Source organism: Haloferax sp. DFSO52 (genome assembly GCF_048158745.1).
In the GTDB taxonomy this organism is placed as follows: Archaea; Halobacteriota; Halobacteria; order Halobacteriales; family Haloferacaceae; genus Haloferax.
The window spans coordinates 230,272-257,024 of record NZ_JBLOPB010000004.1 but is presented as its reverse complement, the minus strand read 5'-3'; the positions used below and the strand labels follow the sequence as shown (position 1 = coordinate 257,024).

20 protein-coding genes are annotated in these 26,753 nt (G+C 57.2%); 8 read left to right on the top strand and 12 right to left on the bottom strand.

Going from position 1 to position 26,753, the window contains the following annotated elements:
• Positions 1-137: 137 nt before the first annotated feature.
• A complete protein-coding gene (locus tag ACK3SC_RS18505; protein ID WP_416841731.1) occupies positions 138-758 on the top strand; it encodes a hypothetical protein in 621 nt (206 codons plus the stop codon).
• Between the two features lie 72 nt (positions 759-830).
• Positions 831-1,499: a hypothetical protein gene (locus tag ACK3SC_RS18500; RefSeq protein ID WP_416841723.1), complete on the top strand. Its 669-nt coding sequence runs from the start codon at positions 831-833 to the stop codon at positions 1,497-1,499.
• Between the two features lie 233 nt (positions 1,500-1,732).
• Here ACK3SC_RS18500 and ACK3SC_RS18495 read toward each other — a convergent pair whose 3' ends face one another.
• From ACK3SC_RS18495 to rdfA, 5 genes are all read right to left on the bottom strand, one after another.
• Positions 1,733-3,334, bottom strand: a complete 1,602-nt coding sequence (locus tag ACK3SC_RS18495) for a transposase (protein ID WP_411966127.1) — start codon at positions 3,332-3,334, stop codon at positions 1,733-1,735.
• Between the two features lie 116 nt (positions 3,335-3,450).
• Complete coding sequence (locus tag ACK3SC_RS18490) at positions 3,451-4,332, bottom strand: hypothetical protein (RefSeq protein ID WP_411966128.1); 882 nt, start codon at positions 4,330-4,332, stop codon at positions 3,451-3,453.
• A gap of 423 nt (positions 4,333-4,755) precedes the next feature.
• Positions 4,756-5,433: a hypothetical protein gene (locus ACK3SC_RS18485; protein WP_411968731.1), complete on the bottom strand. Its 678-nt coding sequence runs from the start codon at positions 5,431-5,433 to the stop codon at positions 4,756-4,758.
• The gene (locus ACK3SC_RS18480) at positions 5,430-6,200 is read right to left on the bottom strand and encodes a hypothetical protein (RefSeq protein WP_411966130.1); all 771 of its coding nucleotides are present in this window, start codon (positions 6,198-6,200) and stop codon (positions 5,430-5,432) included. Before ACK3SC_RS18480 ends, ACK3SC_RS18485 begins: the two co-directional genes overlap by 4 nt.
• A gap of 1,218 nt (positions 6,201-7,418) precedes the next feature.
• Entirely contained in the window at positions 7,419-8,012 is a 594-nt protein-coding gene (gene rdfA, locus ACK3SC_RS18475) for a rod-determining factor RdfA (protein ID WP_416841722.1), read from the bottom strand.
• Positions 8,013-8,114: 102 nt separating this feature from the next.
• Here rdfA and ACK3SC_RS18470 point away from each other — a divergent pair, with 102 nt between their 5' ends.
• On the top strand, positions 8,115-10,031 hold the full coding sequence (locus ACK3SC_RS18470) for an archaea-specific SMC-related protein (RefSeq protein WP_416841721.1): 1,917 nt from the start codon (positions 8,115-8,117) through the stop codon (positions 10,029-10,031).
• 409 nt (positions 10,032-10,440) lie between these two features.
• Here ACK3SC_RS18470 and ACK3SC_RS18465 read toward each other — a convergent pair whose 3' ends face one another.
• Together ACK3SC_RS18465 and ACK3SC_RS18460 are read right to left on the bottom strand one after the other, a co-directional pair.
• Positions 10,441-11,256: an IclR family transcriptional regulator gene (locus tag ACK3SC_RS18465; RefSeq protein ID WP_416841720.1), complete on the bottom strand. Its 816-nt coding sequence runs from the start codon at positions 11,254-11,256 to the stop codon at positions 10,441-10,443.
• Positions 11,257-11,669: 413 nt separating this feature from the next.
• Positions 11,670-12,917: a Zn-dependent hydrolase gene (locus ACK3SC_RS18460; protein WP_416841719.1), complete on the bottom strand. Its 1,248-nt coding sequence runs from the start codon at positions 12,915-12,917 to the stop codon at positions 11,670-11,672.
• Positions 12,918-13,144: 227 nt separating this feature from the next.
• On the opposite strand from ACK3SC_RS18460, the gene ACK3SC_RS18455 reads away from it, so the two are divergent.
• From ACK3SC_RS18455 to ACK3SC_RS18440, 4 genes are read left to right on the top strand one after another with little or no spacing between them, the layout of a single operon-like run.
• Positions 13,145-14,833, top strand: coding sequence for an ABC transporter substrate-binding protein (locus ACK3SC_RS18455; RefSeq protein WP_416841718.1), 1,689 nt, complete (start codon positions 13,145-13,147; stop codon positions 14,831-14,833).
• A gap of 39 nt (positions 14,834-14,872) precedes the next feature.
• On the top strand, positions 14,873-15,832 hold the full coding sequence (locus ACK3SC_RS18450; protein ID WP_416841717.1) for an ABC transporter permease: 960 nt from the start codon (positions 14,873-14,875) through the stop codon (positions 15,830-15,832).
• Positions 15,832-16,731: an ABC transporter permease gene (locus tag ACK3SC_RS18445; RefSeq protein ID WP_416841716.1), complete on the top strand. Its 900-nt coding sequence runs from the start codon at positions 15,832-15,834 to the stop codon at positions 16,729-16,731. The genes ACK3SC_RS18450 and ACK3SC_RS18445 overlap by 1 nt, the downstream gene beginning before the upstream one ends.
• Entirely contained in the window at positions 16,728-18,881 is a 2,154-nt protein-coding gene (locus ACK3SC_RS18440) for a dipeptide ABC transporter ATP-binding protein (protein WP_416841715.1), read from the top strand. Before ACK3SC_RS18445 ends, ACK3SC_RS18440 begins: the two co-directional genes overlap by 4 nt.
• 45 nt (positions 18,882-18,926) lie before the next feature.
• On the opposite strand, the gene ACK3SC_RS18435 is transcribed toward ACK3SC_RS18440, so the two are convergent.
• The 5 genes from ACK3SC_RS18435 to ACK3SC_RS18415 all read right to left on the bottom strand — a co-directional run bounded on the left by ACK3SC_RS18435 (position 18,927) and on the right by ACK3SC_RS18415 (position 25,122).
• A complete protein-coding gene (locus ACK3SC_RS18435; protein WP_416841714.1) occupies positions 18,927-19,616 on the bottom strand; it encodes a DUF1028 domain-containing protein in 690 nt (229 codons plus the stop codon).
• A gap of 354 nt (positions 19,617-19,970) precedes the next feature.
• Positions 19,971-20,570 carry a SprT-like domain-containing protein gene (locus ACK3SC_RS18430; RefSeq protein WP_416841713.1) on the bottom strand — a complete coding sequence of 200 codons (600 nt, stop codon included), beginning with the start codon at positions 20,568-20,570 and terminating at the stop codon, positions 19,971-19,973.
• Between the two features lie 78 nt (positions 20,571-20,648).
• Positions 20,649-21,980: a phosphoglucosamine mutase gene (locus ACK3SC_RS18425; protein ID WP_416841712.1), complete on the bottom strand. Its 1,332-nt coding sequence runs from the start codon at positions 21,978-21,980 to the stop codon at positions 20,649-20,651.
• 29 nt (positions 21,981-22,009) lie between these two features.
• A complete protein-coding gene (locus tag ACK3SC_RS18420) occupies positions 22,010-23,776 on the bottom strand; it encodes an ArnT family glycosyltransferase (RefSeq protein ID WP_416841711.1) in 1,767 nt (588 codons plus the stop codon).
• The gene (locus ACK3SC_RS18415; protein WP_416841710.1) at positions 23,773-25,122 is read right to left on the bottom strand and encodes an arylsulfotransferase family protein; all 1,350 of its coding nucleotides are present in this window, start codon (positions 25,120-25,122) and stop codon (positions 23,773-23,775) included. Before ACK3SC_RS18415 ends, ACK3SC_RS18420 begins: the two co-directional genes overlap by 4 nt.
• 141 nt (positions 25,123-25,263) lie before the next feature.
• Here ACK3SC_RS18415 and ACK3SC_RS18410 point away from each other — a divergent pair, with 141 nt between their 5' ends.
• Positions 25,264-26,700, top strand: a complete 1,437-nt coding sequence (locus ACK3SC_RS18410; protein ID WP_416841709.1) for a hypothetical protein — start codon at positions 25,264-25,266, stop codon at positions 26,698-26,700.
• Positions 26,701-26,753 lie beyond the last annotated feature (53 nt).

Genomic DNA, 26,753 nt, shown 5'->3' with positions numbered 1-26,753 from the left:
TGGCCCACCTGTTTCTCGTCATCGTCGGCGACGTGTCCGTAACCACGTGTATTATCAACTCTCGTTCGGTCTGTCAGGACACGCGACTGTGTGGAATTCGAGAATCGATAGCGAATCCCGCACCGGAGGACCACGACGTGACACGTGACATCGACGACTCGGTCGCTGACGATTCGGGCCTCCCGACGGACGGCGGCCTCGGGTGGCTCCCCGAACGAATCACGCTCCCGAGTGACGAGTGGGTCATCTACCCACCCGGGGAACCGCGTCCCGCAAACTTCGCGCTTCGCTTCGAAAAGACAGTTCCGTCAGTCCTCGTCGGGACTGAATCCGGCGACTCACCAGGTGTCCACGTTCTTCCGCACCCTGGCGGACTCTCACTTTCTGCTCGCTTCGGTGGCATCGTCGATGAGTCGGTCCGGGAGTTGGCGACTCCAGAGACGGTCGAAGAGACACAGCGTGTGGCGTCGTGGGTCCAAGAGTGGGTCGATCGTATCGACGAACGAGCGGAACGTGCTCGTATCTGTTCGGCGTGTGTCCCCGTGCCGAACGCAGGAAGTCGGGTGGCCGACGCACTCTACGACCATTTCGGGAGCGCCGACGCTGTCGCGGCCGTCGTTGTCGAGCGAGACACGAACGCACTCCGTGCTGTCGCCGGCGTCGCCGAACAAACGACGGAACAACTTCTCGTCCACTACGGCACCGATACCGAGTGGGAGTACTACCGGCGACGACACAACGGGGAGACGACACCGTGACCGTCCGAGCGTGAGTCAAACGACGATTTGACTCTTGCGCAGGGTTATTCTCTCAGCCGCGTATGTATTGGTATGTCACTGACACGTCGGACACTCGTTCGCTCTACTGCCCTCCTCTCTGTCGGCCTCGTCGCCGGGTGCCTCGGGGATGGCGGTTCTGACAACGGTGGGTCTGACACTGACGACACGCCAGACCTTCCGGACACGACTGATGGAAGCGACCCCGCTGGCGGGACGCGCCCGACTGGGACTGGCGGGCCGGGTATCGTGCTCTCGAGCGTCGACTCCGCCCCGGACCTCCCAATCGAACCGACCGTCGAAGTGAGCGAAGACGTCGCGACGGACGACCACCCACCACAACTCAGAATCACGCTGACCAACACGAGTGACGAGACGGTCGAAGTCGGTGAAGGACGTGCGATCTTCTTCCAGTACGTCTCGGACGACTCACGCGAACTCATCTTCCTCCCCGCGGGTGAGATGTACCCGGCTGACCCCGGATGCTGGCGACTCGACGAACCGATTGCCGTCACCGAAGAGTACCGAATCGAGTCGTTCGACCCCGGTGAATCACGGTCGAAACTGGTCGACCTCTACGGGGCGGCCAAAGAGGACGGCGAAGAGAGCTGTCTCCCAGTCGGGGAGTTCCGCTTCGAATCGACGTTCACCGTCGGGTCGCTCTCCGGGGGCGACGAAGAACGGACGGATGCTCGCTGGGGCTTCTCGCTCTCGTTAGAGTAACGGGACAGAAGCGATTGATTTCGCTGACACTGATTTTCTGACGGAACACAGTTTCGGAGGATGGGAATTTTTGCGCGGGTTTGTCGAGGAATTCGACCATATTACGAGATAAATCGACTCAAAAACTCGGGCACAGGGGGTAGTTCTCTTTGATTGTCAGAGATTAGTCGAACTATTTCACCAATAGATAGCGTCACCACTCACAAAAGGCGAACCGGATGGTGTCCACCCAACTAGTCAGGTGGAAGCAGCGCCGAAGAGACCAACTCGACGCACTCTCCAGCAGTAATGACTGGTGCGTAGTCCATCTCACCATCAGCACTAGCCTTTAGCAGGAAATCAGTGAGCCGCCAGATATTGTACAAGAGAACTGCGAACACGAAGTAGAACAGCCGAATGCGGTAATCCTTCGAGGAAGTCTTCGCTAAGAAATCATGCTTGATGCTCTTGTACTCGTTTTCAATCTGCCAGCGACTACTGTAACGCCGACAGAACACTTCTGCCTCTTTTGGTGTAACACGAGCATTCGTTGCGAAGACAGTTGTTCCATCAGTCTTCGTCGAGGGAACGTACAAGAACTCCATCGCGTGCGAACCCTGTTCAACATGAACTGACGCTGATTCAACGGCGACCTCCCGACCGTCCTGCTCCATCTGCTCAATCGCCTCCCGCTCTGAGCTGGAGATCCGCTTGGGAATCAGGTAGCCCACGTTAAGATTCGAGAGCGTCTGAAACACTCTCATCGAGTCGAATTCGCGGTCGCACAGCACCATCTCGATAGGAACGTGTTCCTTTGCTTGACGAACTAATCGCCGGACCACACGATGAATTCGATTCGGCGGGTTATCGTCCCACGCTGAACTCTCTCGAACCGGTTCGACAGCTAAGACGAGTGGGACGTTCTGCCCAACAATCGAGAGGGTAGCAAACTTGAACGCTCTCCCCTCACCGTCTTTCGTCCCGCTGACCATTGACATTCCTTCCACATCACCGAAGTAGGGTACTGTGGTAATGTCGAGCGCCACGGTCACTGGCCGCCGAAACGAGACTTCAGATTCGATTACTGAGAGGAGACGGTCAGTAGCGATATTGAACCCATTGAGGAGTGGTTCACCATCGAATTGTTTGACCGCTCGAAGGTGCGTATCACCGTGCGGCCCGTATTCTTTCCCACGTCGGTACTGAAAGCGTGCTGCGCCTTGGGCAGTTCCGCAGCCAACCATGCCCATGAACGTCTGTAACTCGAAGAATCGAGAATCGTCATAGGACGAGTTCTCTGCCCGACCAGAGTCGAACGGATTGAAGCAATGCTCACGAGCAAGGCGAGTCGTACGGAAGATCTCTTTATCATCGAACGTGACTCTCTGTTCTTCTCCATTACCAGACTCCCCTGAGCCACGTTCTTCGAAATCGAGGACTTCGTGCTTAGGACGTACTTCAGCAACAGATGGACCGAAATCGTGGATATTTTTGACGAGTAGATGTGCGCCTCGTTCGACAAACTCACGAGTGGCTGTGTCGAAGCGATTACGCCACGTTCTCGACAAGACCGACACATCAGGAATACGGTCGAGACCACACGCTGAGGCGAGTTCATGGTAGCCGGAGAGTTTCCGATAGCTGTTTCCAGTGATTTCGCGGTAGAAGAAGAGCTTGAGTATTCCCTGAAATGGGTACGATGCCGGATGCCACTCAGGATAGCCGTCTTCAAGCGTCTCAAGCCGAATTTCAAGTTCTTCGAACGCTTCAAGTAGTGACTTGCCGAGCCGGAGATGTTCCCGAAGGTCGAGGCCAACAAGAAAAGCATCGGTCATTCGAGCAGCACGGGTTTCCATACGACCGATATTTTCAACACTCCTCATCAATACCTCGACAAGCGATAGTTCAAGCAGTTATCTAGACAGTGCCACACATCTGTTTATTTAATGCGATTGCCAATTCCAAGATTTTTTCAGACCGAGTCGATTTTCTGCTCGAAGAGGCGGTCACCAGATTCGTTACAAGAGATAACAATAACGTCGTGCGACGAGCAGCACGACTCGACTGTTTCTTCAGTCATAGTCACTGACTCGTCCTCACCTGGACATTTCTCGATGAATAACCGGATCCCATTTAAAACCTGACCCTTATGCATTGGAGACATATCCCCCCATGTGTTAGACCACTTGTATAAGACACGAGCAGCCCCAACATCAGCAAGGAGTGCTCTTTGTGAAGGCCATCGTCCGATCCTCTGCGTGTCTGAAACTATTGTCCAAGCATTTCGATATTCTTTAATGTTAAATTCCTCGACACTTGTCTTAATGTCAAGTATGGATATAACATCAGTTGCGTCCAATTCACTATCCGATAGCTGATCTATTTCGCGATTCCAAGCTTCTTTGAATTCGTCGTCAAGACAGAGGTCCTCCACATCTTCACATGGTTTAATAATCCCTTCAGCTAGGAGATACTGGTCTGGTTCTATTACCTCGGCCGTATCCTTGGCCTCATTAACGGATTTAGAAGGTTCATTGGTCTTAGCACCATCTCTGAGATTTTTCTCATCAATCCCATTCCGAGTCTCCAGTTCTGGTTCCTTACCGAACCAACGTAAGATTTCACGAGGGAGGTAACGTTTAGTCAATGCAGGAGTACCAGGGACAAGGTAACCACGAAAATAGATAAGACCAAGCGACACAGCAAAGGATATATATCCAGCAATATGAGACCAGTGGGCTATCCCCATGGTGAAGAGTCCAGCTAAGAAGAGGTTGAGTATTGTACAAGGCCCACAACGATTTTTTCCCGTATACTCGGGTTCATAAAACATATCAATTAGATTTATCTTCATATGCCCATCATGACATCAGAATAATATATATCTTCTGAAATCGTTTTTATCTAACATATTCGATGACTGCATACGTTTGGTCGCGAATTAAATGATTAGTCAGAAATCTGGTCGAAGTCAACCGCTGAGGCGAGTTCATGATGCTCGGGGAGTTTCTGATAGCTGTCTCCAGTGACTTCGCGATAAAAGAAGGTTTGAGCATTCCGTGAAATGGATAAGATGCTGGATGCCACTTAGAGTATCAGCCTTCAAGCGTATTGACTCGAATTTCGGGTTCTTTGAATGCATCAATTAGTTACTTTCCGAACCGGAGACGTTCTCGGAGGACGAGACCAGAAGGAAAAGCATTATTCATTCGATCGGTACAGAGTAGCATGAAATTCCTAAGAAATAGATTGGAACTAACTATTCAAATTGCATCAATTAATAACAATCGGGGCAACTACTACGTGAGAAATTTGAATCTATGAAACATCTGACCGCAGACCTTGTGCATGAGGTACATTCTTTCAAAATTTCGTCAGGGTTGGCACAATTGTCATAACATCCACTTGTACCAGCAGCAGGACTGTACATGACTGTGGAGTTGCAACTGCTTTTTACTCCAGAATCGTCATGATAGGCGCAATATGCATGCAATGTTTCGTGAGCTGCGACACCTTCAATCTTCACTTGATCAAAGGAGCTCCCCATCTGATTTTCCCAGTCCCAAAAACAATCTGTAAGTGCACTTCTATTATTGTGGTCGGCACCACCAATTATCGCATTCCCGTATGTTCCCGGATCACCACCATAGTAATCAATAAAATGAACAACATCAAAGTTTGAGTACCATGATTTGTTCTTCGCCCATTCATGACACTTATCTCTTCGCGTTCCTAACGTGCAATTGTCACAAAGTTCACTTTGTGGTACTGTATAATTTACTTCATCAGGTAAAATTCCAATACTTAAGCTATAATCTCCATTTGAATTATCAATATCTGAATCCCATACATCGAGGATGAAGTCTTTTATATCTTGTAGTTGAGTTTGTTGATCATGTCCGGATATATTTACGTTCCAGAAATTATACGTTCCAACAAGAGCCATATTGGTCATTGTCCCACCACCTGTTCGTATACGTCAAGATATCCATTATTTTTCACGGATACTTTGGGTGAGACTTGATAAAGTTCTGGAGATTGGGACGACTCCTCTTCGTTGACTGTGATGGTCCGTTCTGGGAGAGTAATCTCTAGTTCCTTTGATGGTGAAAGTACTTCTGTTCCTCCTTTTGAAGTTACTTTAATATCTCCGTCACCGATTATAGATATTCTGATGGCAGGAGTAGAAACTTGATCATTAAGCGGAATGTAGTAAGATACCCCCCGGTCATATTCCTGTTTGGAAGTAATTGAGTTTGGTCCTGCCCCATCTGAGACAGTTGCTGGGAGTGCCTGAAAACCATCCCCGATTACAATTCCCTCATTTTGTTTGAAAGTCTCTTTCCTTTTCTCGATATCTTTCTTCCTCCCCATGGAATACAAGACCATTTGAGCGTTGCTTTCATCAATTCTGTATAATGGAACACCACACGAAAGAGACCGTGGACGCTCGGGTACACCCGTGTATCTTCTCTTAGTCTCGATGAATAAGACATCATTTAGCCAATTTTCCGGCTCAGCTGCTTCACTCGCCTCTGAAAGCATTAGAGAACCTACCCCCATGGCACCAGTCATTTGGAGTACTTTTCTCCGATTCACGTTGACACGATCTTCATTCTCAGTTGAATTCATACCCAATTTGAGTGTCAACCTAACAACTAATAAAAATGTTGGCAGAACACACAATATTTCTTCCCTACCATAATATTTAGTAATTAACATACATCAACTGCTGGCTCTATTCCTTCTTTTAAAAGTGTGAATTCTATATCCCCATAGCAATCATTCACCCGGAACGGAACAGTTGAACGATCACCATTAGGTAATGTTAGAGAAACCTCCACTTCCAAATTCGACTCCGTATTATTTTTAGTGAATCCCGCAATCACTGATCGCCGCGTAGAACCCTCTAACTGGTGTACTTTTCTATAGTATACACGGTCCTGGTTTTGTACTGTCAGTAGTGATTCTATCTTTCCAATATTATTAGATATCACTATTTTGTGCGGGTAAGAATCAGACCCGTTAGCCTGAACCAGATTTGATTCTACTTCTTCAATATCCCAATTTTTTGATCTAGACCCTGTGTATCCGACGCAACCTCCTAATGCAAAAATGGACGTGAAGAGCGATTTGCATACTATCCTCCGGCGACAATTTAAACGATCATCAGTCATGTTTGCATATGTGATATACTGAATATTTAACTTATCCCATATTTTCAGAATTTGAGTTATTTGTTTCTTAATTATGCTCTAGTTTGGTTTGTCTGTAATTTACCTCGTACTTTTCGAGTCCATAACGTTGAAGACGCCCAGAATGGTTAGCTAATTGATGCAGCCTGAAAAAGTCGACAGACTAATCGTATTTCAGTAGTGATGTGTTTGAATAGAAGTCACGCATCAAATCCATCCTCCGAGGTTGTGGACGGAACTGCCCCTCTAATTTTGTATAGCGACATATGATTCATTGCTGATTTGCTCGACAGTGGGTTCAGTTTACTAATTGCACTTGTGTATGAGCCACTCCTGTATAAGCGAAAGTCTTAATGATTTGTTAGAATGTCAGAAGATGGTGTAATCAGCTTGTTTAAACCCACCCACACACCGAGCGAGTGGGTTACTCCCCGGTGAGAAGACCTGGACCAGCAGCGAAACCTGACTCTGTCACTGACCAACGAAGCTGTGCGTATCGCAAGTCGATAAATCAAATATAACACAATACTATCCTACAGTACGAGCAAATAGCACCTAATCACGGCCGGTGGCAGATCACTACACAAATTCCACAATTTTTAAAATTTGTAGCCTCTTCCTCGTAAAGATGGGTTATCTATGCTCAATACCTACAAAGTGTCCAGTTTATGTCTCTCCAGAGTGAGGCTAACATTCTCGCTCCCCACCGTCACGCCCACATCTGTATTGCACGAATTATTGTATACTACTTGCAATCGCACCCGCCACGTTCGACCAGTTCATCGAATCCGTACTGGCTTCCACAGTCCGCACACAGCACCTGGACGTCGACGAGGACATCCGGCGAGCCGATGACGAAATCGTCCCTGTTTTGGACGGAATCCAGCGCACTCTCTGCCACCGCTGCCAGTCGACCACGCAGCCGCTGGACCCGTTCTGTCGGGTCGCTGCGCTTGCGTTCTTTCGAGGCACCACGATAGGACGTGAGATAGGTGTGGACCGCCTGATGCGAGACGAAATCGCGTTGGAGGCCATCGACGTCGATACCGGCCCGTTCGAGTCGTCCACGTGCCCGGGTTCGCTCGGCACCCGTCGCGTCGTTGTTGGCCAGCGCTTCGTAGAACGTCTTGATTTCGCCGTCGAGTAAGTCGAGACCGGCATCTGTTGCCGCCGCTGTGAGCAGTTCGTGGTTGAACACGTCTGCGAGCGTCCGGAGGCTTTCTGCATCTTCGTCGGCAGTCCAGCGTTGCTCTAACTCCTCTCCGAGTCCGTTCAACCCGTACGACTCGATGAGGCGCCCAACCTTCGAATTCGTCGGGTTTGGTCTATTTTCAGGCATGTATGTGAGCCACGAGAACGAGAACCATAACGGTTTCCATTACAACGGTACGAGTGTAATCAAATACAAACAATTATCTGAACCCACTCACTGGTAGCAACCATGACCGTCACTAGTCGCGCCGCAAACGTCTCTGTTGAGGCGCGAAACATCGGAGGAATCGAACACACCAACGTCGAATTCGAACCCGGAATCACGGTTCTCGTCGGCCGAAACGCGACCAACCGGACGTCGTTCTTACAGGCGTTGATGACTGCCCTCGGCAGCGACCGAGCGTCGTTGAAGGCTGACGCCGACGAGGGTGAGGTAACGCTCTCCGTCGGCGACGAGACGTTCACTCGCGTCCTTCGTCGCAAGGGTTCGAGCACCGTCGCGAGCGGCGACCCCTACCTTTCGGACCCGGAACTCGCCGACCTCTTCGCATTCTTGCTGGAGTCGAACGAAGCACGCCGGGCCGTCGAACGTGGTGACGACTTGCGGGAGCTCATCATGCGCCCCGTCGATACGACGGCCATCGAAGCCCAGATTACGCAGTTGGAAGCCGAACGCAGACAGATCGACTCCCAGTTGAAGGAGGAAGACGCACTCGAACGGTCGATTGGAAACCTCGAACAGCGTGAGGCAGAACTGGACAACAAAATCGACGAGGCCCGCGAACGTCTCGAAGCACTCGAAGCCGAAATCGAGTCGGCAGAACGCACCGACAACGGCGAAAACGAGGCGCTCGACCGACTCAACGAGCTTCGTTCGACGCTCGAAAACGTCCGGTTCCGTCTCGAAACCGAGCGACAGAGCCTCGAAGCACTCCGCGACGACGAAGCAGATATCCGAGAGTCGCTCGACGAACTGCCGGACGAGACTGCTGACTCTCCGTCGGAACTCGAATCGAAGCTCTCTGACCGCCGAGAGCGCGTCCGCGAACTCGAGTCCCAGATGAACGAGATTCAGAACATCGTCCGCGTCAACGAGTCGATGCTCGCTGGCGAAAACAGAGACGTGACGGACGCACTTCGCGGTGACGACGACGGGAGCGTCACCGACCAACTGCTCGGTGACGACGACGTCGTCTGTTGGACGTGCGGGTCAGAAGTCTCGCCTGAGACGATCGAGGCGACCGTCAAACACCTCGAAGAGTACCGTGCGTCGCTCGCTGCCGAGCGCCGGGAGGCCCGAAACGAAATCGACGAACTGTCGTCGCGACTCGACACCATCGAAGAGCGACGAACTCGTCGCCGTGAGCTCTCGTCGCGGTTAGAACAGACCGTCGCTGAACGAGAGGAAACGCTCGACCGAATCGAAGACCTCGAAGCGCGACAGGAGGAACTCCGAGAGGAGATTACGACCGTCGAAGCTGAAGCCGAGGATGTTGACGACGAGACGGACGAGCTGGTCGAACTTCACTCGGAGGCGAACCGTGCGGAACTCGAACGCGAACGGCTCGAAGACGAGCGAGAACGGGTTCGTGACAAACTCGACGAAGCGCGTACGAAAAAGGAGGGTCTCGCACAGTACAAGCAGCGACGAGAAGAGATCGGTGAGGAGATTCAAGAGCTTCGCGGGCGCATCGACCGAATAGAGGCCGATGCAGTCGAGAAGTTCAACGACCACATGGAACGCGTCCTCGACATCCTCCAGTACGAAAACATCGAACGCGTCTGGATCGAGCGCATCCGCCGAGAGACGAGCGGACGCGGCACGTCGAACGACCAGAGCGAATTCAACCTCCACATCGTCCGACAGACCGAGACTGGGTCTGTCTACGAGGACACCGTCGACCACCTCTCAGAGAGTGAGCGGGAAGTCATCGGCCTCGTGTTCGGCCTCGCAGGGTATCTCGTCCACGACGTCGCTGAGCAACTTCCGTTCATGCTTCTCGACTCGCTGGAGGCGATCGACTCCGAACGAATCGCTGCACTCGTCGAGTACGTCCACGAACACGCCGAGTACGTAATCGTCGCACTGCTCCCCGAAGACGCCGCCGCGCTCGACGAACAGCACGCGAGAATCACCGAGATCTAACTGCACGGACTGCAGACCGTCTCGGCATTTCGTTCTGATATAGACAATATCTCCGCGAAAGTTGCTGCATCGTACCACAATTGGTAGTGGAACTTCCACTCTCCCCTATTCTCTGCAAATTGCTGAACCAGACACACGTAGATGTGCAAATCTATCGGTCTATTTCGTCTTCCACTGAACCGCGTTCGATAGACTCTCAGTTTCAACTCGTGGCAGAATTGATGCGGCTGCAGCTCTGAAACGATGGATTTCAGCGCTTTCGATTCACTTGATGTCTGGTGAGTGGATAGTTCGCAGCTTGTGAACTAGAACTGTGGGGGACGTGTGTGGTGAACTATTGTTACAAACATACCCGTGTAATGAGGATGTGGTTTGCTAGACGTCGGGAACTTAGCTAAACGTCGGGAACTTAGCTAAACGTCGGGAACTTATCGTCCGATTCTTCCATATTGACGTTCACCTCGATGACGTTCGCGGTGTTGATGACGCTCTCGATGAGGGTCTGGTGGTACTCCGGTTGCTTCATCCGCCGGACGGGTCCAGAGACACTGATAGAACCGAGAACGCGCCCATGGCGGTTTGTCACCGGGGCCCCGATCGCCTGCAATCCTTTGATTTCCTCTTCGTCGTTGAGCGAATAGCCACGTTCACGAACGGCCTCGAGCTCGTCGAAGAGTTCCTCACGGTCCGTGATGGTCGCTTCCGTCTTCGCCGGGAGGCCGTACTGGTCGACGATCCAGTTCACACGCTCTCGTGGGAGGTGTGCGAGAATCGCCTTCCCCGTGGCAGAAAAGTGGAGATAATCCGCCCGCTGAAGTTTGTTCACCTGGTAGTCGCTCCCCACTGCCGTCTCGCCACTTACTTTGTAGAGGTTGATACCGAGGCCGTGTTGCTCCGTCGCCAGATGAGCATATTCGCCAGTCTTCTCCGCGAGTTCTTCTATCTCTGGCTTGCCGATGCGGTAGAGAATGTGCTGGTATCGGACGTACTCTCCCACGAGGAGAAACTGCAGCGAGAGTTGGTACGTGTCGCCGTCTTTCACGACGAACTTCTCTTCTCGAAGCGTGCTCAGGTAGTTGTACGCGACGCTCTTCGAGAGGTCGAGGTGGTCTGCGACCGCTGTTAGTCTCGCGCCGTCTAACTCCTCGAGTGCCCGAACGACGTCGAACGCACGAGACACCGTCTTCAGGGTCCGCGGCGAACCGCCCGTGTGTTCGTTTGCCATGGTCGGTATCCTTTCTCCGATAGTATAGTTGTTTGTATTTCACAAACTTGGGGTGTCTCTCATCCGTTTGAATCCGACCGAACTGGCTGATTACCGTACATTTCACGGAGTCAGTTATTCTCAATCGTATAGAAGAGCGTCTCAATCGCAGAAAAATGGACTATAAAAAATTAGTTCACATTCAGCAAACTCTGACTCGTTGGAACGCTCGCGAACTGGATGCGTCCACTCGACGGGCCGTTGTCTCACGACGTCTCAGGCCAGTAAAAACGGGGTGTTGCATAGGGGTGTCGCACAACAGCGTTGCACAGAAGCGTCGTATAGCAGCGTCGCATAGCGACGTTGCACAGCAGCATCACAGAAGTATCACACAGCAGCGTCGGACAGTGTCGGTGGCGGTCGTATTGACGGCGTTATTCGGTTGCGAGTCGGGCGAGCGCACCAGCCAGAACTTGTGTTGCATCGGCGCAGTCTTCCCAGTCAGTCCACTCTCGGGGGTTGTGCGAGATTCCGTCTCGCGACGGGGCAAAGAGGAGTGCGGCGTCCGTGACTTCCGCGACGTGCATCGTGTCGTGTCCGGCCCCGGAGTGAAGGTCGAGCGTCTCCAGGCCCATCTCGCTCCCTGCTTCGTGAAGTGCACTGCGACATCGCTCACTCATCTCGATTGGCTGGCGGTCCCACGGGTGTTCGAGCGTCGTCTCAACGGGCCGTTCGTCTTCGAGACGAGCCAGACTCTCACGGGCTTCGTCGATGATGTACTCGATAGACCCGTAGTCCACGTCTCGAACGTCGACGGTCAGCGTCGTCTTCCCAGCGATGACGTTCGGAGCGTTCGGTGACACGTCGAGTTTCCCGACCGTCCCGACTGCCGTCTCTGAGACGTGATTCCGTTCGTTCGTTGCTCGTTCGATATCGAGGATGAACTCACTGGTGGCAGCGAGCGCGTCGGACCGGTCGTCCATCAGGGTCGACCCAGCGTGGTCTGCTTCGCCGGTAATTTCGACAGCACACCGAGACAGACCGACGATGGACGTGACGACACCGGCGGGAACATTCGCGTCTTCGAGTCGTTCCGACTGCTCGATGTGCAGTTCGACCCACGAATCCCACGCTGCCGCGTCGATTCGGCCTTCTCCGCGATAGCCGATATCAGCGAGCGCGTCACCGAGTGGAATCCCATCTGTATCTTCGATAGCCAACGCTTCTTCGGTGTCCATCACCTCTGTGGCGACTGCCGACCCAATGAGCCCGCCGCCGAACCGCTGGCCTTCCTCTTCGGTGAAGTTGACGACTTCGACCGGTCGGACAGGTTCGACGCCGGCATCCTGCATCGCCCGAATACTCTCGAGGCCGGCGTACACACCGAGTGGTCCGTCGAAGATGCCGCCTTCTGGAACAGAGTCGAGGTGGCTCCCAGTCGCGACCGGTGCCGCGTCCGGGTCTGCGCTCTCGGGTACCCATCGACCAGCGATGTTCCCGACTTCGTCGATGTGGATAGAGAGGCCCGCATCTCGAAGGCGCTCACAGAAGAACTCTCTCGCCCGGCGGTCCGCCGCACTTCCAGTCAGGACCGTTCGCCCACGGCCCTCGTCCGTGGGGACGGCACCGAACTCCGCGTTCGACTCGATGTCACTGCGGAGTCGCTGCTGATTGACTCGCATAGTGGCCGAGTCGTAACTACCCCTATTTACATATTTTGGAACTGGAAATATGCGCGACATCACTCGACGGTGTGTTCTGCACGAACGGTGTGTTCTGCACGAATTTGCTGGAGGCACACGAGCGTCGAGTTACGTGCAACTTCTCTGAACAATTTTGGTTGAATGAACGTCAGTTACATCTGTTCGACCAAAATTTTTATCACACATTAGTGAATTTGGACCTCTATATGCAAGAGAATGACAAGGGGACCGACTCTCCTGAGAGCAGCGGCGATGGTTCGCTCCGTGGCCGTTTCGACCGTCGGACGTTCCTCGGCGCAGCGGCGACGACTGGTGCCGTAGCACTCGCTGGCTGTACGGGTGGCGGCGACGATGGCGGCGATTCCGGTGGCGACTCTGGTGGGTCGGGTGGCGACTCCGGCGGGGACTCCGGCGGCGACGACACTGAGACGACCGAAGCAAGTGGCGGCAAGCAAGGTGGCACGCTCCAGTGGGGCGGTGCAGTTCCCGTGCAGGGCCTCGACCCCCACATCGACACCTCGGCAGCGTCGAAGCGTGTCCTCGAGAACATCTACGAAGAAGTCGTCGCACTGCAGGACGACTACTCTATCAAGCCACACCTCGCGAAGTCGTTCGAGCAGTCCGACGACAACACGCTCCTGACGTTCGAACTCCGTGAGGGCGTGATGTTCCACAACGGCAAGGAGATGACCGCAGAAGACGTGCTCGCGAGTTACGAGCGCGTTCAGAACGGTGACTTCCTCGCCACTGGCTTCTTCGAGTTCGTCGAAGAACTCCGCGCTCCCGACGACTACACCTTCGAGATTCAACTCACTGAACCGTTCGCTCCCTTCCTCGCGAAGATGGCGACGGCAGAACTCTCGGTCATGCCGGCGGAGAACGCCGCGAAGGACATGGTCGAGACGCCCATCGGGACTGGCCCGTACAAGTTCGAAAACCGCGAAATCGAGACGTCGTTCACGATGGTCCGCAACGAGGACTACTGGGGCGCGTCCGACGAAGACGGCCCGTTCATCGACACGATTGTCAAGAGCGAGATTCCGGACCCGAGCGTCCGTCTCCAGTCGTTCCTCGCCGGCGAGTACGACTTCATCAACGGCATCGCACCGAAGGACGTCTCTCGCGTCGAACAGGCACCGGACGTGCGCTTCGAAAAGCAGTTCCCCAAGTCGCTGGTCTACCTCGGAATGAACTGCGACGTGGCGCCGTTCGACAACAAGGACGCCCGCCTCGCACTCGACTTCGCCATCGACAAGGAGAAAGTTGCAGAAGCGGCCCTCTACGGCACCGGCCAGACGACGGCGTCCCCGGCCGCACCCGGAAGCCCGTGGGTCAACTCTGATATCGATCCGCGTCCGCGTGACCTCGAAAAGGCCCAGGAACACCTCGACGCCGCCGGCATGTCCGACGGCTACAGTGCGACGTTCAAGATTCCGCAGTCGTACCCGACGCAGGTGCAGGCCGCAGAAGTCATCGCCGCCGACGCCGCCGAAGTGGGAATTGACCTCGAAATCCAGCAGATCACGTGGAGTACGTGGCTCTCGGACGTCTACTCGAAGCGTGACTTCCAGGCGACCACGAGTTCCTACCTCGCACTGTGGTACCCTGACGTGTCGTTCTACAAGTTCCTGCACCCCGACGGCGCATTCTTCTTCACCAACTGGGTGAACGAAGACTACAACGCACTGGTCGAAGAAGCACGCACCATCTACGACGAGAACGAGCGCGCCGACCTCTACCACCAGGCGACGCAGATTCTCCACGACGAACGTGCTGGCCACCTCTTCCTCTGGTGGCAACCGAGCCTGTACGGTGCAGCATCGCAGTACAAGGGCGACATCGGTGCGCCCGACGGGTCGACGCTCCAGTTCAACGACAACTGGCTCGACCGCTAACCCCGACTCCACCCACGATTTCATACAAGAATTCACACAATGTCGATGTACAACTACGTCTTTCGGCGCGTTGGCTTCATGGCGGTGACGCTGTTCTTCGTCACGCTCATCGCCTTCGCCGTCACCAACATCCTCCCCGGTGACGTGGCCCTCCTCATTCTGGGCCCCAACGCGACCGAACAGTCGCTCGAAGCGCTCCAATCCCAACTGGGACTCAACCGCCCGCTGTACGTCCAGTACATCGATTGGGTGGTTGGACTTATTCAGGGAGATATGGGCGAATCACTCCGGTTCAATGAACCAGTCGCAGCACTCATCGCAGAGCGTCTGCCACGTTCGCTGATGCTCGCGTTCGCCGCGACGATTATCGCCGTTATCCTCTCGGTGCCGCTCGGCGTCTACGCCGCGATCAACCAGAACGAGGCACCCGACGTGACGGCGTCGATGTTCGCGTTCATCGGTATCTCGATGCCCATCTTCCTCTGGGGCCTGGTGTTCATCCTGGTGTTCGCTGTCTGGCTCAATCTCTTCCCGACCGGTGGGTACGTCTCACCGAGCGAGGACCTCGTCGGTTCTCTCACACGACTCGTCTTGCCGGCGGGCGCGATGGGCTTCGCACTCACCGCTTACATCATGCGAATGACCCGGTCGTCGATGCTCGAAGTGCTGAGCGAGGAGTACATCAACCTCGCACGTGCGAAAGGCATGAGCCAGCGCGTCATCGTTCTCCGGCACGCACTCAAAAACGCAATCATCCCCGTCATCACGGTCATCGCGTTCCAGTTCAGTTACGCGTTCGGCGGGGTCGTCGTACTCGAAGAAGTGTTCTTCTGGCCCGGCATCGGCCGGTTGACGCTCACCGCGATTCAGAGCCGTGACATCCCCCTCATTCAGGGGTGTATCGTCGTGGTTGCACTCATCTACATGTTCTCGAACTTCGCCGCAGACCTGCTGTACGCGTACTTTGACCCACGTATCCGCTACGGAGGTGACGACTGATGGCAACCGAACAGGAGACCGACGAGCGCAAACCCCTCATCTCGCAGTCGCAACGCGAACGGTTCGCTCGCTTCGTCCGGAAGTTCCGGAGTAATACGAAGGCCATGCTCGGGTTCAGCATCGTGGTGATGCTCATCTTGGTGGCCATCTTCGCACCGCTCATCGCACCGTACTCCATCGAAGAGACGAACATCGAAGACCGGTCGCAGGCCCCGTCTGTCGAACACCCGTTCGGCACCGACGACCTGGGCCGTGACATCTTCAGTCGCGTCGTCATGGGCAGTCGAATCTCCCTCCGTGTCGGATTCGGCGCTATCACCGCGGCACTCGCCGTCGGGTCAGTGATTGGCGTCGTCGCTGGATACACCGGGGGGTTGACCGACGAGATACTCATGCGCGTGATGGACGCTGCGATGGCGTTCCCACCAGTGCTTCTCGCACTGACGCTCCTCGTCGTCCTCGGTCCGGAGTTGACGAACGTCATCATCGCGCTGGCGTTCGTCTATACGCCGTACATCGCCCGGGTGTCCCGGAGTGCGGCGCTCGCAGAGCGGAACGAGGCGTACGTCGAGGCTGCCATCGCACGCGGCGAGAACGATTCTCGCATCATCTTCAGCGAGGTGTTCCCGAACTGTACGGCTCCCATGCTCGTTCAGGGGTCGCTCAACATCTCGTTCGCCATCCTCGCAGAGGCGAGTCTGTCGTTCCTCGGACTCGGCGCACAGCCACCGACGCCCTCGTGGGGGCTGATGATCAACACCGGGCGCGGGTTCATGGAGACTGCGCCGTGGATGTTGCTGTTCCCCGCCCTGGCTATCGGTATCGCCGTCATCGGATTCAACATGCTCGGTGACGGCCTTCGCGACGTACTCGACCCGAAGGTGGAGGCGATAGAATGAGTTCACACGCAACGGCGACCGACCGTGAGGCCGACGATGGGCCGCTCCTCGACGTGCGCGGTCTCAAAACCGAGTTCCGCACCGAAGAGGGCCCAATCGTCGCCTCCAACGAGGTGTCGTTCTCGCTCGACCGCGGCGAGACGATGGGTCTCGTCGGTGAGTCGGGCGCGGGCAAGTCCGTCACCGCTCGGTCTATCATGCGCCTCATCGATTCGCCGGGCAGGATAACCGGTGGACAGGTGGTCTTCGACGGCGAGGACCTGCTCCAGAAATCGGATGCCGAGATGCGCGACATCCGTGGCAACCGTATCGCGATGATTCCGCAGGACCCGATGTCGTCGCTCAACCCGGTGATGACCGTCGGTGAGCAGATCATCGAGACGATTCGACGACACCAGGACGTTTCGAAGAGCGAGGCACGCGAACTCGCGATCGCGTCGATGGACGAAGTCGGGATTCCGGACGCCGCAGAGCGCATCGACGACTACCCACACGAGTTCTCCGGCGGGATGCGCCAGCGCGTCCTCGTCGCGATCGGCTTTTCGTGTGAGCCAGACCTCATCATCGCGGACGAACCCACCACCGCGCTCGACGTGACGACGCAGGCGAAGATTCTCGACCTGCTCAACGAGATGCAAGAGCGCGAGGGGACGGCCGTGTTGATGATTACGCACAACCTCGGCGTCGTCGCCCAGACGTGTGACCACGTCGGTGTGATGTACGCTGGGAACCTCGTCGAGACCGCCGAACTCGGTGACCTGTTCGCCCGCCCGAGGCACCCCTACACGCGGGCGCTTATCGACTCCATTCCGGAAGTCGATACGGACTACGACGAACTGCCGACGCTCGACGGCGCGATGCCCGACCTTGGGGACCTCCCGAGTGGGTGTAACTTCGCACCTCGGTGTCCGAACGCGACCGAAGCGTGCCGCAGCGGCGGCGACCCGGCACTCGACAGCGTCGGCGACTCGTCGACGCGAGCGGCGTGTATCCACGCCGAGGACCTGGACCTCTCAGAGAGTACGGCCCCAGAAGCCGGTGGCGGCAGGGCGGACATCGACCGCAGCGGCGACCCGCTGTTCGAAGTCCGCAACCTGAAGAAGTACTTCAGTGCGGGTGAGGGAGTCTTCGGAAACGTCCACCTCTCGTTCGAGAACGGTGGCCTCCCGACCATCGAACGTCGGTACGTCAAAGCCGTCGACGACGTCAGTTTCGACGTCTATCCCGGCGAGACTGTCGGTCTCGTGGGTGAGTCTGGATGTGGTAAGTCCACTGTCGCCCGCACTGCGCTTCGCCTTCTCGAACCGACCGAAGGCGAGGTGTACTTCGAGGGACAGCCGCTCCACGAACTCGGTTCGACCGACGTTCGGAGTCTGCGTCGCGAGATGCAGATGATATTCCAGGACCCACAGAGTTCGCTCAACCCACGGAAGACGGTCGGTCAAATCGTCGGCCGCGCGATGGAGAAACACGATATCGCGACGGGCGAAGAAAAGCGAGAACGCGTCGGCGACCTGCTCGAACGCGTCGGGCTCTCGCGGAAGGCAGCAAGCAAGTATCCGCACGAGTTCTCCGGCGGGCAGCAACAGCGTGTCGCCATCGCACACGCCCTCGCAGTCGAACCGAAACTCATCGTCTGCGACGAACCCGTCTCGGCGCTCGACGTGAGTGTCCAGGCGCAGATTCTCAACCTGCTCAACGAGATACAGAACGACGAGGACATCTCCTACCTCTTTATCTCACACAACATCGGTGTCGTGCGGCACATCTGTGACCGTGTCGCGGTGATGTACCTCGGGAAGATTGCGGAGTTCGGGGACATCGACGACGTGTTCTCGCCACCGTTCCACCCCTACACCGAGAGCCTCCTCTCGGCGGTTCCGCACGCGAACCCGAACCGCGAAACCGACCGCATCCTCCTCGAAGGGAGCGTTCCGAGTCCCATCAATCCGCCGTCTGGGTGTCCGTTCCAGACTCGCTGCCCGAAGAAGATTGGCGACGTCTGTGAGCAGGACCTTCCGGAACTCGAAGCGATGGACGAGTCGGGACACGCCATCTCGTGTCACCTGTCGGAAGCAGAGATGAGCGAACGCGAGTCGTTCATCACACCGTCGAAACGGGCCGAAACCAGTAGCGTGGACTCGGACTGAACGCGCTTCACACATCCGTTTTCGCTCGTTTCAGACCCTCGCTGGTCAGTACTTGACGCCGAAGTCCAGAATCTCGTCTGGATAGGTTTCGAAGAGGTCGTCGGTCTCCGACCGAATCTTTTCCTTTGCACGTCGGGCTTCGGTGAGCAAAGAGCGCAGGTCACCGACCGGGTCGTCCGAGAGGTCGACACGGAGGTTGTGGTAGAACTCCGGGTCGGGTGCGTGGACGAGAATCGCCGCGCTCATCTCGCCTCTGTCGTCGCCGCCGGCGGCCTCACCCGCTTCGAGCGCGGAGACGAGTCGTTCTGCCATGTCGCCCTCGGCTGATTCGTAGGCGTCGGCCGTCGCTTCGACCACGTCGCTCCCGGGGAGCATGTTCCCCGCAACGGTGTAGTCGTCGCCAACGCGGTGGCCGGCCCACTCGACGCACTCGTCGCCGGTAAACGTGAACTCACTGTCCCGACCGACGCCGTGGACTTGCCGATAGGCGGCGTACTCGTCGGCCGCCAACAGGTCGTCGAACGCATCGTCGAGAGACTCGCCCGCGTCGGCGCGCGAGACGGCGTCGCGTCCGTGTTCTGTCTTCGTATACGACTGTGTGACCGCCGCTGCATTGGCACTCACGTACGGACAGGTTGCGCCGACGGCGACGGTTCCCGTGGTCACTGCCGCACCGTAGGTGTTCGTGGTCGGGTCGCGGGCTGCAATCGAGAATGTTCCTGGTGCGTGTCGCATGGATGTGATACTCTTTCACACTGTCGTCCCGACTGGATAAATATACGTCTCATTCGAGTGCGGTCGACTTCAAAATTATTGGGATGTTGATTATATTACAATCGACAGACTGCCCGTGTGTGGTATTTAGGTCTGTGACAATCTTATAACTTAATTGAATATGAAATCGACGTGACTCGTCGTTGGAACGTTCGGTGTCTCTCCCTCGACGATACTGCCGCAAAAATTGTAAAATTTCCACACATTGTGAGTTTGGAGCCAGTCTTTTGGTCCCAGTCTATCACTGTGAGTTCTCTACGCCCACTCCACCTCGCTCACTCCGCTTGCTCACACCACCCCGTTCACTCCACTTGCTCACTCCACTTCGCTCTGCTTGCACGCGAGAGCTGCATCGCAACACGACGAGCGGTACGCCGCCGACTGTCTGACGAGTTTACACGTACGATATCGGTAGGCAACCTCGTCACCGCAGTCGGTACAGGAGAGGACGTACTTCGGGTCGGTGAAGCGAGGGACGTGGATGGGTGCGTCGACTGCGTTCGCTCGGCGTTTGAACTCGGTGCCGTGGTCGGTGGTGCCGAACGCCTGGAACTGTTCGACGTGGACGAGTTCGTGGCGGAGCGTCCCGGCCCACGCTTCTCGACCGAACGAGTCGAAGGCTCGCCACGAGAGCGACATCGTACAACGCGGCACGTCGTCCGAAGTCCCCTCGCCCGTCGCTCGTTCGGACCACTCTCTCGGCTCACCGATGGCTGCATCCTCGAGTTGTGGTGTCTTCACCGCCGCCGCTCGCCGTTTCGAACGAGTGGAGACCTCCCACTCGACACGGGCTAACTCCACGTCGAACCCGTACTCTGAGACGGCACGAACGCAATACGCACGCGACCACCGTATCAACTCGTCGTGGGTCTCGACGGCGTCGTACTCCGGGGACCCGCTGTCGTCGTCTGCCACAGTTCGACCTGTGGTTCGGGAGAGACGGTCATGTGTGTTTTGCTCACGGCGATTCGGAGACGGACCACGCCAGGCTCATCACGGGGCGACCGTGGCCCGCTCTTTGGTGACGAGTTCGTGGACGCGCTCGAACAGCCGTTTTGCACTGCGATTCGACGTTCCTTCGACGGTCACGCGGAGTGCGTGTTCCGTGCGACTCGGTCGGACCACGAACCACGCGCCGTCCAGTTCGACGAAGACGCCATCTTCGGTCTGCACCTCGTCGAACCGTTCGCGCGCTTCGGACGTGATTCGCGACATCTCACGGGCCGTGTTTTCGACCGGATAGGAGTCGAAGTACAGTGGATACGCCTCTACCGCCTGGACCTGTGTGGAGAGCCGTGGCCCGTCGTCGACGATGTGTGCGAGGTGAATGGCCGACAGCGCCGCGTCTGGACACGGTGATTCGTCGGGCCAGTGGTGAACACCGCTCGGTTCGCCACCGAAGACGACGCTGGTCGTCGCCACCGACGTCGTTCCGGAGGCGTGGTCCATCTCGGTTCGGACAGTCGACCCACCCGCTCGTTCGACGACTTCCTCGATTCGTCGACTCGATTCGAGCGGGACCGCGACCTGTGCGTCTCCGTCGGCGTCTTCGACTGCGTTACGCGCGAAGAGCGCTAACAGTGTATCGCCGCCGATGACCGTGCCAGTCTCGTCCACGGCGACGAGGCGGTCGGCGTCGGCATCGTGTGCGACGCCGAAGTCTGCCTCCGAGGTTGCGACGGTCCGACACAACGATGTGCAGACGTCGTCGCCCGTCGAGACTCGCTGACGGGGGAACGTATCGTCCGTCTCGGTGAGGCGGTGGACCTCACACCCGAGTCGTTCGAGGGCGACTGCGACGGTGTCGGTGTCGTGGCCACCGACGTCGACGACGACGTGTGTGTCGGAGACCGACGACCGACCTTCGCAGAGCCATTCGATGTAGTATGCTGTGGCGAGGTCCCACCGGAGCGAGTCACCGACGTCGTCCCACGAGGCGAGTTCGACAGCCGGGCCGTTGACGTTGCGGACGAGACGACGCTGGCGCTCCCACGAGAGTCGCGACCCGTCGCTGTCGAACAGCTTGAATCCAGTGTCGTCCGTCGGGTCGGCGGCAGACGTCGCCACGATACCCACGTCGGCGTCCAGTCGTCGGAGGGCGTTCGAGACGGTCGGACTCGTGACGGCACCGAGTCGATGGACCGTACTCCCACACTCGCGGACCCCCATCGCGACGGCGTCGGCGAGAAGGCGGGCGTTGTCTTTCGGGTCGTGGCCTAACACGACCTGATCGTGTGTGTTGGCGAGGGCGCGACCGGTCTTCAACGCGAGTTCTGCTGTCACGTGTGTGCCGTAGGGACCACGGATGCGGGAGGGTGCGAACATACCATCGCGGTCACCCGCCGAGGGGTTTACTATCGGTCCGATAATCTGCCGCGCCGAATCTTAGACACATCCAAAGCGGTCGTTTCTCTGGCAGGAAATGCTGCCGACGTGACACGGTACACGACGACACCCTCGTTCTGGTAGATTCGCACGTACCCCGGACTCTCTTCCAGCGACGCGTGGAGCTGTGCGGTTCCATTTTCCGCTTCGACTCCCCGGATTGTGTAGTTCCCTTTTGGGACGTAGAGGTAGTCGGGCGTGGCTCCGACAGACGCCATCGACTTCGAGACACAACTGGCGTTCTCACAGCTACTCCCGTTCTTGAACGCGGACAACTGGTCGTAGTACTGTTCTGGACTCTCCCATTCGGCACCCCACGGCCCGACGAGGATAGAACGGTTGGTGTAGTACGGGAACCACTCAGCGGCGTCCGAGAGCACGACGAACGTCGCATTGGGACCGGTGTTCGCTTCGGCCCACTGCATGGCCTCCCTGTCGTCGTCGTCCATGAACGGCGGCAGACTCGGACTGCCGTGGTGTGCCGCCCCGAGCGCACTCCCGGCGTAGAACCCGCCGATGGCCGTCCCGAGGACGATGACGACAGTCGCGACGACTGCCATCGACTGCCTGGCGTCGAGTTTTCCACTCAGTTCGTCGGACACGCGCGGGATGACGACGCCGAACAACACCGTCGCAATCATCATGGCACCGGGGACGAACTGGAACCGTTCTTTCCCGAGCGTGTACGCGAGAACGACCAACCATACCGGCAGGAAGTACTGTTTTCGAGCGACGAGGACGCCGGCAGCGACGAAGCTCGCGACGAAGAATATCGTGACGATAGTGGGGTCGAACGGGTAGACGAACTGGTCGAGGAGTCGGCCGACACCGCCCGCGAGACCGCTGTGACTCCCCGCTGCTCTCGTGAACACCTGCCACCCGTGCCGGGAGGCGACTTTCCACCACCACGGTGCAGACATGACGACTCCACTGATGGCGACCAGTGCCCCACTGAGGAGGCCGCGAACCGACCGGTCGAACGCCGCGTACAACACGAGCCAACTGACACCGAAGAAGACGGTGTACACCGGGTGTGACAGAATCGTGAGCGCGAAACAGACGGCCCCGAAACTAGTCCAGCGCCAGTGCCTGTCCACGAACAGTCGCGTTCCAGCGTAGACGCCACAGAGCGCGAGGAAGAACGCCGACGCGCGGACGATTCCCCCAGCAGAGAGATGCCACTGGAGGACTGGTGGGGTAATGGCGAAGATGAGGGTTGCGACCCCTGCCTGTCGCCGTGTCCGGAGCAAGCGCGAGGCGATTCCGTAGTACGGCACGAGATAGAGGACGGTCACGAGCGCCGGCAGATATCGACTGACGGCCATCCCGGAGATGCCGAGATCGGTGAGAACTGCGACGACGACGAACTGAAGCGGCGGGTACGCCAGCGGAATTCCGTCTGTGTAGTAGGGGACTGTCGCCGGCAGCGCGTAGTCGTGGGCTCGAATCTGCGTTGCGATTTCGAGATAGAGACCGGCCCCGTATGCGGGGTACTGATGCGTCAACAGGTAAACCGTAGAGACGACGACGCCGGCGACGAGGGCGAAGACGAACCAGATGTGGCTGTCGCGACCCAGGTCGGGGACGCCACTCGGTGCGCCCTCCGGCCGGCCTGATTCGACCGGGTCGAGTCCGACGCGGTCCGTGTCGTTGCTCGTCACCCAGGCGGGAGTGCCAACTGTCTCGTTTCGGGCGGTTGAACTCCGAGTGTCCGCGTTCGTCGGTTTCTTCTTCATCGTCGTCTTCGAATCGTGAACGGGTTACTCATCGAGATACTGTACGGGAGCCATCGAAGTTCGAGAACGCCCCACACGAGTGCAACGAGTGCACCGAGGCACGCCGCGGCGAGTGTCGAGATACCCATCCACTGCGGGAGGACGTAGTAGACGGCGTTGACCACCGACCCGGGGAGTATCGACGACGTGGACCCACCGTCGGACTCGACTCCCGCGCTAGCTGTCCGGTTTTCGAGTTGGAGTTCGTGTGCGGGTGGTCCACCACTGCTCTCGTCTCCGGTTCCCAGTCGTTCTGCTTCGTACGGGAACGCGATGGGGACGCTCCAGACGACGTCGCCCGTCTCGTCGAGTTCGAAGACGCGATTGCCGTTCGAGTCGGTGACGAGCGTGTGTCCGTTCGGCAGGCGGTCTGCGTCACGGGGCCACTGGAGGTTGTCGTCCTGCCAGACCCACGACCGGGTCCACGTCTCGTCGCTTCGGCGGTACTCGACGAGTCTGTTGTTCTCGGAGTCCGCCACGAGGACGGCGTCGTCACCGTCGTCGTTCGTGATGTAATCCGGGTTGTGTTGTTCGTAGATGATGTCGTGTGAGCCGTCTCCGAGCGTCCGGGATTCGACGAGTCCGGTCTCTCTGTCGAGATAGACCACCCGGTCGTGATTCCGGAGACTGACCTGAATGAGACCGTTCGAGAGGACCTCCACGTCGTTGAGGTGGGTCCAGTCTTCGGGGTATGGCCCGCCGGACTCAGCCGGGTCGAACGCCGATTGTGCGTCCCACGACCACGTCACGATTTCTGTGGTCGTGTTGACCACGAAGACGCGGTCGGACGCGATGTCGGCGACGACGTACGTATCGTTGCTCATCCTATCGGCGTCGTGCCACCGAGTCGAGTGTTTTCCCGGCGTCACGCGGCTGTAGACCTGTTCGACAGCGCCCGTCGTGAGATTCACTCGCTCGATGCCGTTTTCGGTACAGACTGAGTCACCACCACACGCGTCCGGCGTGAGGTGGTCGGCGTAGAGGTACTCGACAGTCGCGTTCGTCCCCTCGACAGGGTCGACGTCCCAGTATCGCGTGTGTGAGTCGTTGTAGTAAATGACCGCTCCATCCGCGTCGAACGCGACGAGTTCGGCGTTCGCCCGGGGACCATCGGATTCTTTTCCTAACCACGTATTCGAGTCGGTTGCGATGACTGTCGTCCCGTTCGAAGCGGGTACTTGCGCGCCGCCCGCAGCAGCGTCGGTGACTGTGGGCGTCGAACGAGTGGCGTATGCACCACCGACGACACCCGCGCAGACGAGAAGCACGACTGCCGCCGTGACTCGAACGTGTGTTCGCTCGACCATTTCGTCTCAACTCGGTGGGCTTCCCGTCTAACTATCCGGATGCTAAATATCCACAGCACCCATCGCGTAAACTGAACTCGGTAGAGAGCCCACCTTAACAACGGAATAATTAGGGTCGTAGACCCGCTGAAGTACTGTACGATGCAATTCCGCGGTGGGCGGTTCGGGAGGATTTTCGCCGTCGTTATCGTCGCCTTCGTGGTGTTGGTAGCCGCCCAGTCAGCTGGTCTCGTCTCGTTCTCGGGCCACCTGTTAGACGGGGACGTGATAGAACCAGACGGAGTAGAAGAAGCCAGAGACGTTCACCTCGTCCCAGTCGGTGATGGACAAGACCGACTGTGGCCGTTCACCAGCAGGGCGCGGTCGTTCGACACGTTGACGCTTCCTATCAACGTCGTCGTCGAGGGGAACCCTGCACGGGTCCGGTCGCTGCTCCTCTACTCGTACGACGCGAAGTGGGACGAGACGAACGAGTCGTGGCAGTTCTCTCCGGGGGAGCAGGTTCCCGAAGACGGTGTGAACAGGCCGTGGGGGTCGGCGACGGGTGCCGACCGATACACGTACGTCGACACCGGTGAATCCGGCGGAACCTGGATCGACGAGTCGATGCAACTTCACGACGGGACCTACTTCGGCAGTCGAATTCACCTCCGGTTGTACGGTGGTGGCGGACCGGAAGACTCGTGGACCGCGATTCAGGCCCACCGCGACTACTGGGACTGGTTCCGCCTTCGGCACACCGTGACGAGTCTCGACGAACCGCAACACGCCGTCGAACGCGACCTGATGAAGCAACCGACAGTCGTCGAGATCAAACGAGAGCGGTTCGGCAATGGCAACATCATCGACTCCGACGGCTGGGTGTCTGTCGTCAAACTCGCGCCGAGACAACTCGTCTCCGATACGCCGCTCGAATCCCAGCAGTCCGTTGCCGAACAACCCGTTTCAGGACCCACCCCTGCGAGCGTCGAACGCCCGCGGTCTGAATCTCATCTTCGGTCGGGGACGGTGACGGTTGGGCCTGCTCTCTCGACGTTCGTCTTCGTCTTCGTCGGTGTCGGGGGCGTCTTCGCGGCCATCTTCAACCGGGAAAGGGTGGGTGCTGCTATCGAACGGTTGCGGTGGTCTCGACTGGCAGACCCGAGATACCAGCGGACGTTCGTCCTCCTCCTCACACTCGTCGCAATCCCGATTCTCGTCAGGTCGGCGAGTCTCTTCCTCGAAGGGACGATCCCGAACCACCCGAAGGTCATCGCGGGAGTTCTCTATCCGATCTTCGCACTTGCTCCACCGCTCGCTGCGCTTCGAATTCCTCGGGACCTCTCTGCAGAACTGTGGTTCGCCGTTGCGTTCCTCGGCTACGGAATCGGGTTGGTTGCCGACTTCGAACTCATCGGCGTCGGTGTCATCCCGATAGATATCGTCCTCCACAGATTCTTCGTCCTCGTCTCACTCGGACTGCTTGCCGTCGTGGGAATGCGTCGGTCGTCTTCGCGAAAGAGCCACACACTTATGCTTCCAGCGGCAGTAAGTCTGTGGATTAGCCTCCTGTTGTGGCCACTCTTTCTCGGTATCTGACCGGTTTAGGCAGCGTGTAATAACGTCCATCGTCCGTTGAGAGACAGATAGAT

What these genes read in the sequence shown, in the direction of transcription:
- ACK3SC_RS18500 (WP_416841723.1), top strand. Translation starts at nt 831, where the DNA reads ATGTCACTGACACGTCGGACACTCGTTCGCTCTACTGCCCTCCTCTCT.
- ACK3SC_RS18495 (WP_411966127.1), bottom strand. Translation starts at nt 3,334, where the DNA reads ATGGAAACCCGTGCTGCTCGAATGACCGATGCTTTTCTTGTTGGCCTC.
- ACK3SC_RS18490 (WP_411966128.1), bottom strand. Translation starts at nt 4,332, where the DNA reads ATGAAGATAAATCTAATTGATATGTTTTATGAACCCGAGTATACGGGA.
- ACK3SC_RS18485 (WP_411968731.1), bottom strand. Translation starts at nt 5,433, where the DNA reads ATGACCAATATGGCTCTTGTTGGAACGTATAATTTCTGGAACGTAAAT.
- ACK3SC_RS18480 (WP_411966130.1), bottom strand. Translation starts at nt 6,200, where the DNA reads ATGTTAATTACTAAATATTATGGTAGGGAAGAAATATTGTGTGTTCTG.
- rdfA (WP_416841722.1), bottom strand. Translation starts at nt 8,012, where the DNA reads ATGCCTGAAAATAGACCAAACCCGACGAATTCGAAGGTTGGGCGCCTC.
- ACK3SC_RS18470 (WP_416841721.1), top strand. Translation starts at nt 8,115, where the DNA reads ATGACCGTCACTAGTCGCGCCGCAAACGTCTCTGTTGAGGCGCGAAAC.
- ACK3SC_RS18465 (WP_416841720.1), bottom strand. Translation starts at nt 11,256, where the DNA reads ATGGCAAACGAACACACGGGCGGTTCGCCGCGGACCCTGAAGACGGTG.
- ACK3SC_RS18460 (WP_416841719.1), bottom strand. Translation starts at nt 12,917, where the DNA reads ATGCGAGTCAATCAGCAGCGACTCCGCAGTGACATCGAGTCGAACGCG.
- ACK3SC_RS18455 (WP_416841718.1), top strand. Translation starts at nt 13,145, where the DNA reads ATGCAAGAGAATGACAAGGGGACCGACTCTCCTGAGAGCAGCGGCGAT.
- ACK3SC_RS18450 (WP_416841717.1), top strand. Translation starts at nt 14,873, where the DNA reads ATGTCGATGTACAACTACGTCTTTCGGCGCGTTGGCTTCATGGCGGTG.
- ACK3SC_RS18445 (WP_416841716.1), top strand. Translation starts at nt 15,832, where the DNA reads ATGGCAACCGAACAGGAGACCGACGAGCGCAAACCCCTCATCTCGCAG.
- ACK3SC_RS18440 (WP_416841715.1), top strand. Translation starts at nt 16,728, where the DNA reads ATGAGTTCACACGCAACGGCGACCGACCGTGAGGCCGACGATGGGCCG.
- ACK3SC_RS18435 (WP_416841714.1), bottom strand. Translation starts at nt 19,616, where the DNA reads ATGCGACACGCACCAGGAACATTCTCGATTGCAGCCCGCGACCCGACC.
- ACK3SC_RS18425 (WP_416841712.1), bottom strand. Translation starts at nt 21,980, where the DNA reads ATGTTCGCACCCTCCCGCATCCGTGGTCCCTACGGCACACACGTGACA.
- ACK3SC_RS18420 (WP_416841711.1), bottom strand. Translation starts at nt 23,776, where the DNA reads ATGAAGAAGAAACCGACGAACGCGGACACTCGGAGTTCAACCGCCCGA.
- ACK3SC_RS18415 (WP_416841710.1), bottom strand. Translation starts at nt 25,122, where the DNA reads ATGGTCGAGCGAACACACGTTCGAGTCACGGCGGCAGTCGTGCTTCTC.
- ACK3SC_RS18410 (WP_416841709.1), top strand. Translation starts at nt 25,264, where the DNA reads ATGCAATTCCGCGGTGGGCGGTTCGGGAGGATTTTCGCCGTCGTTATC.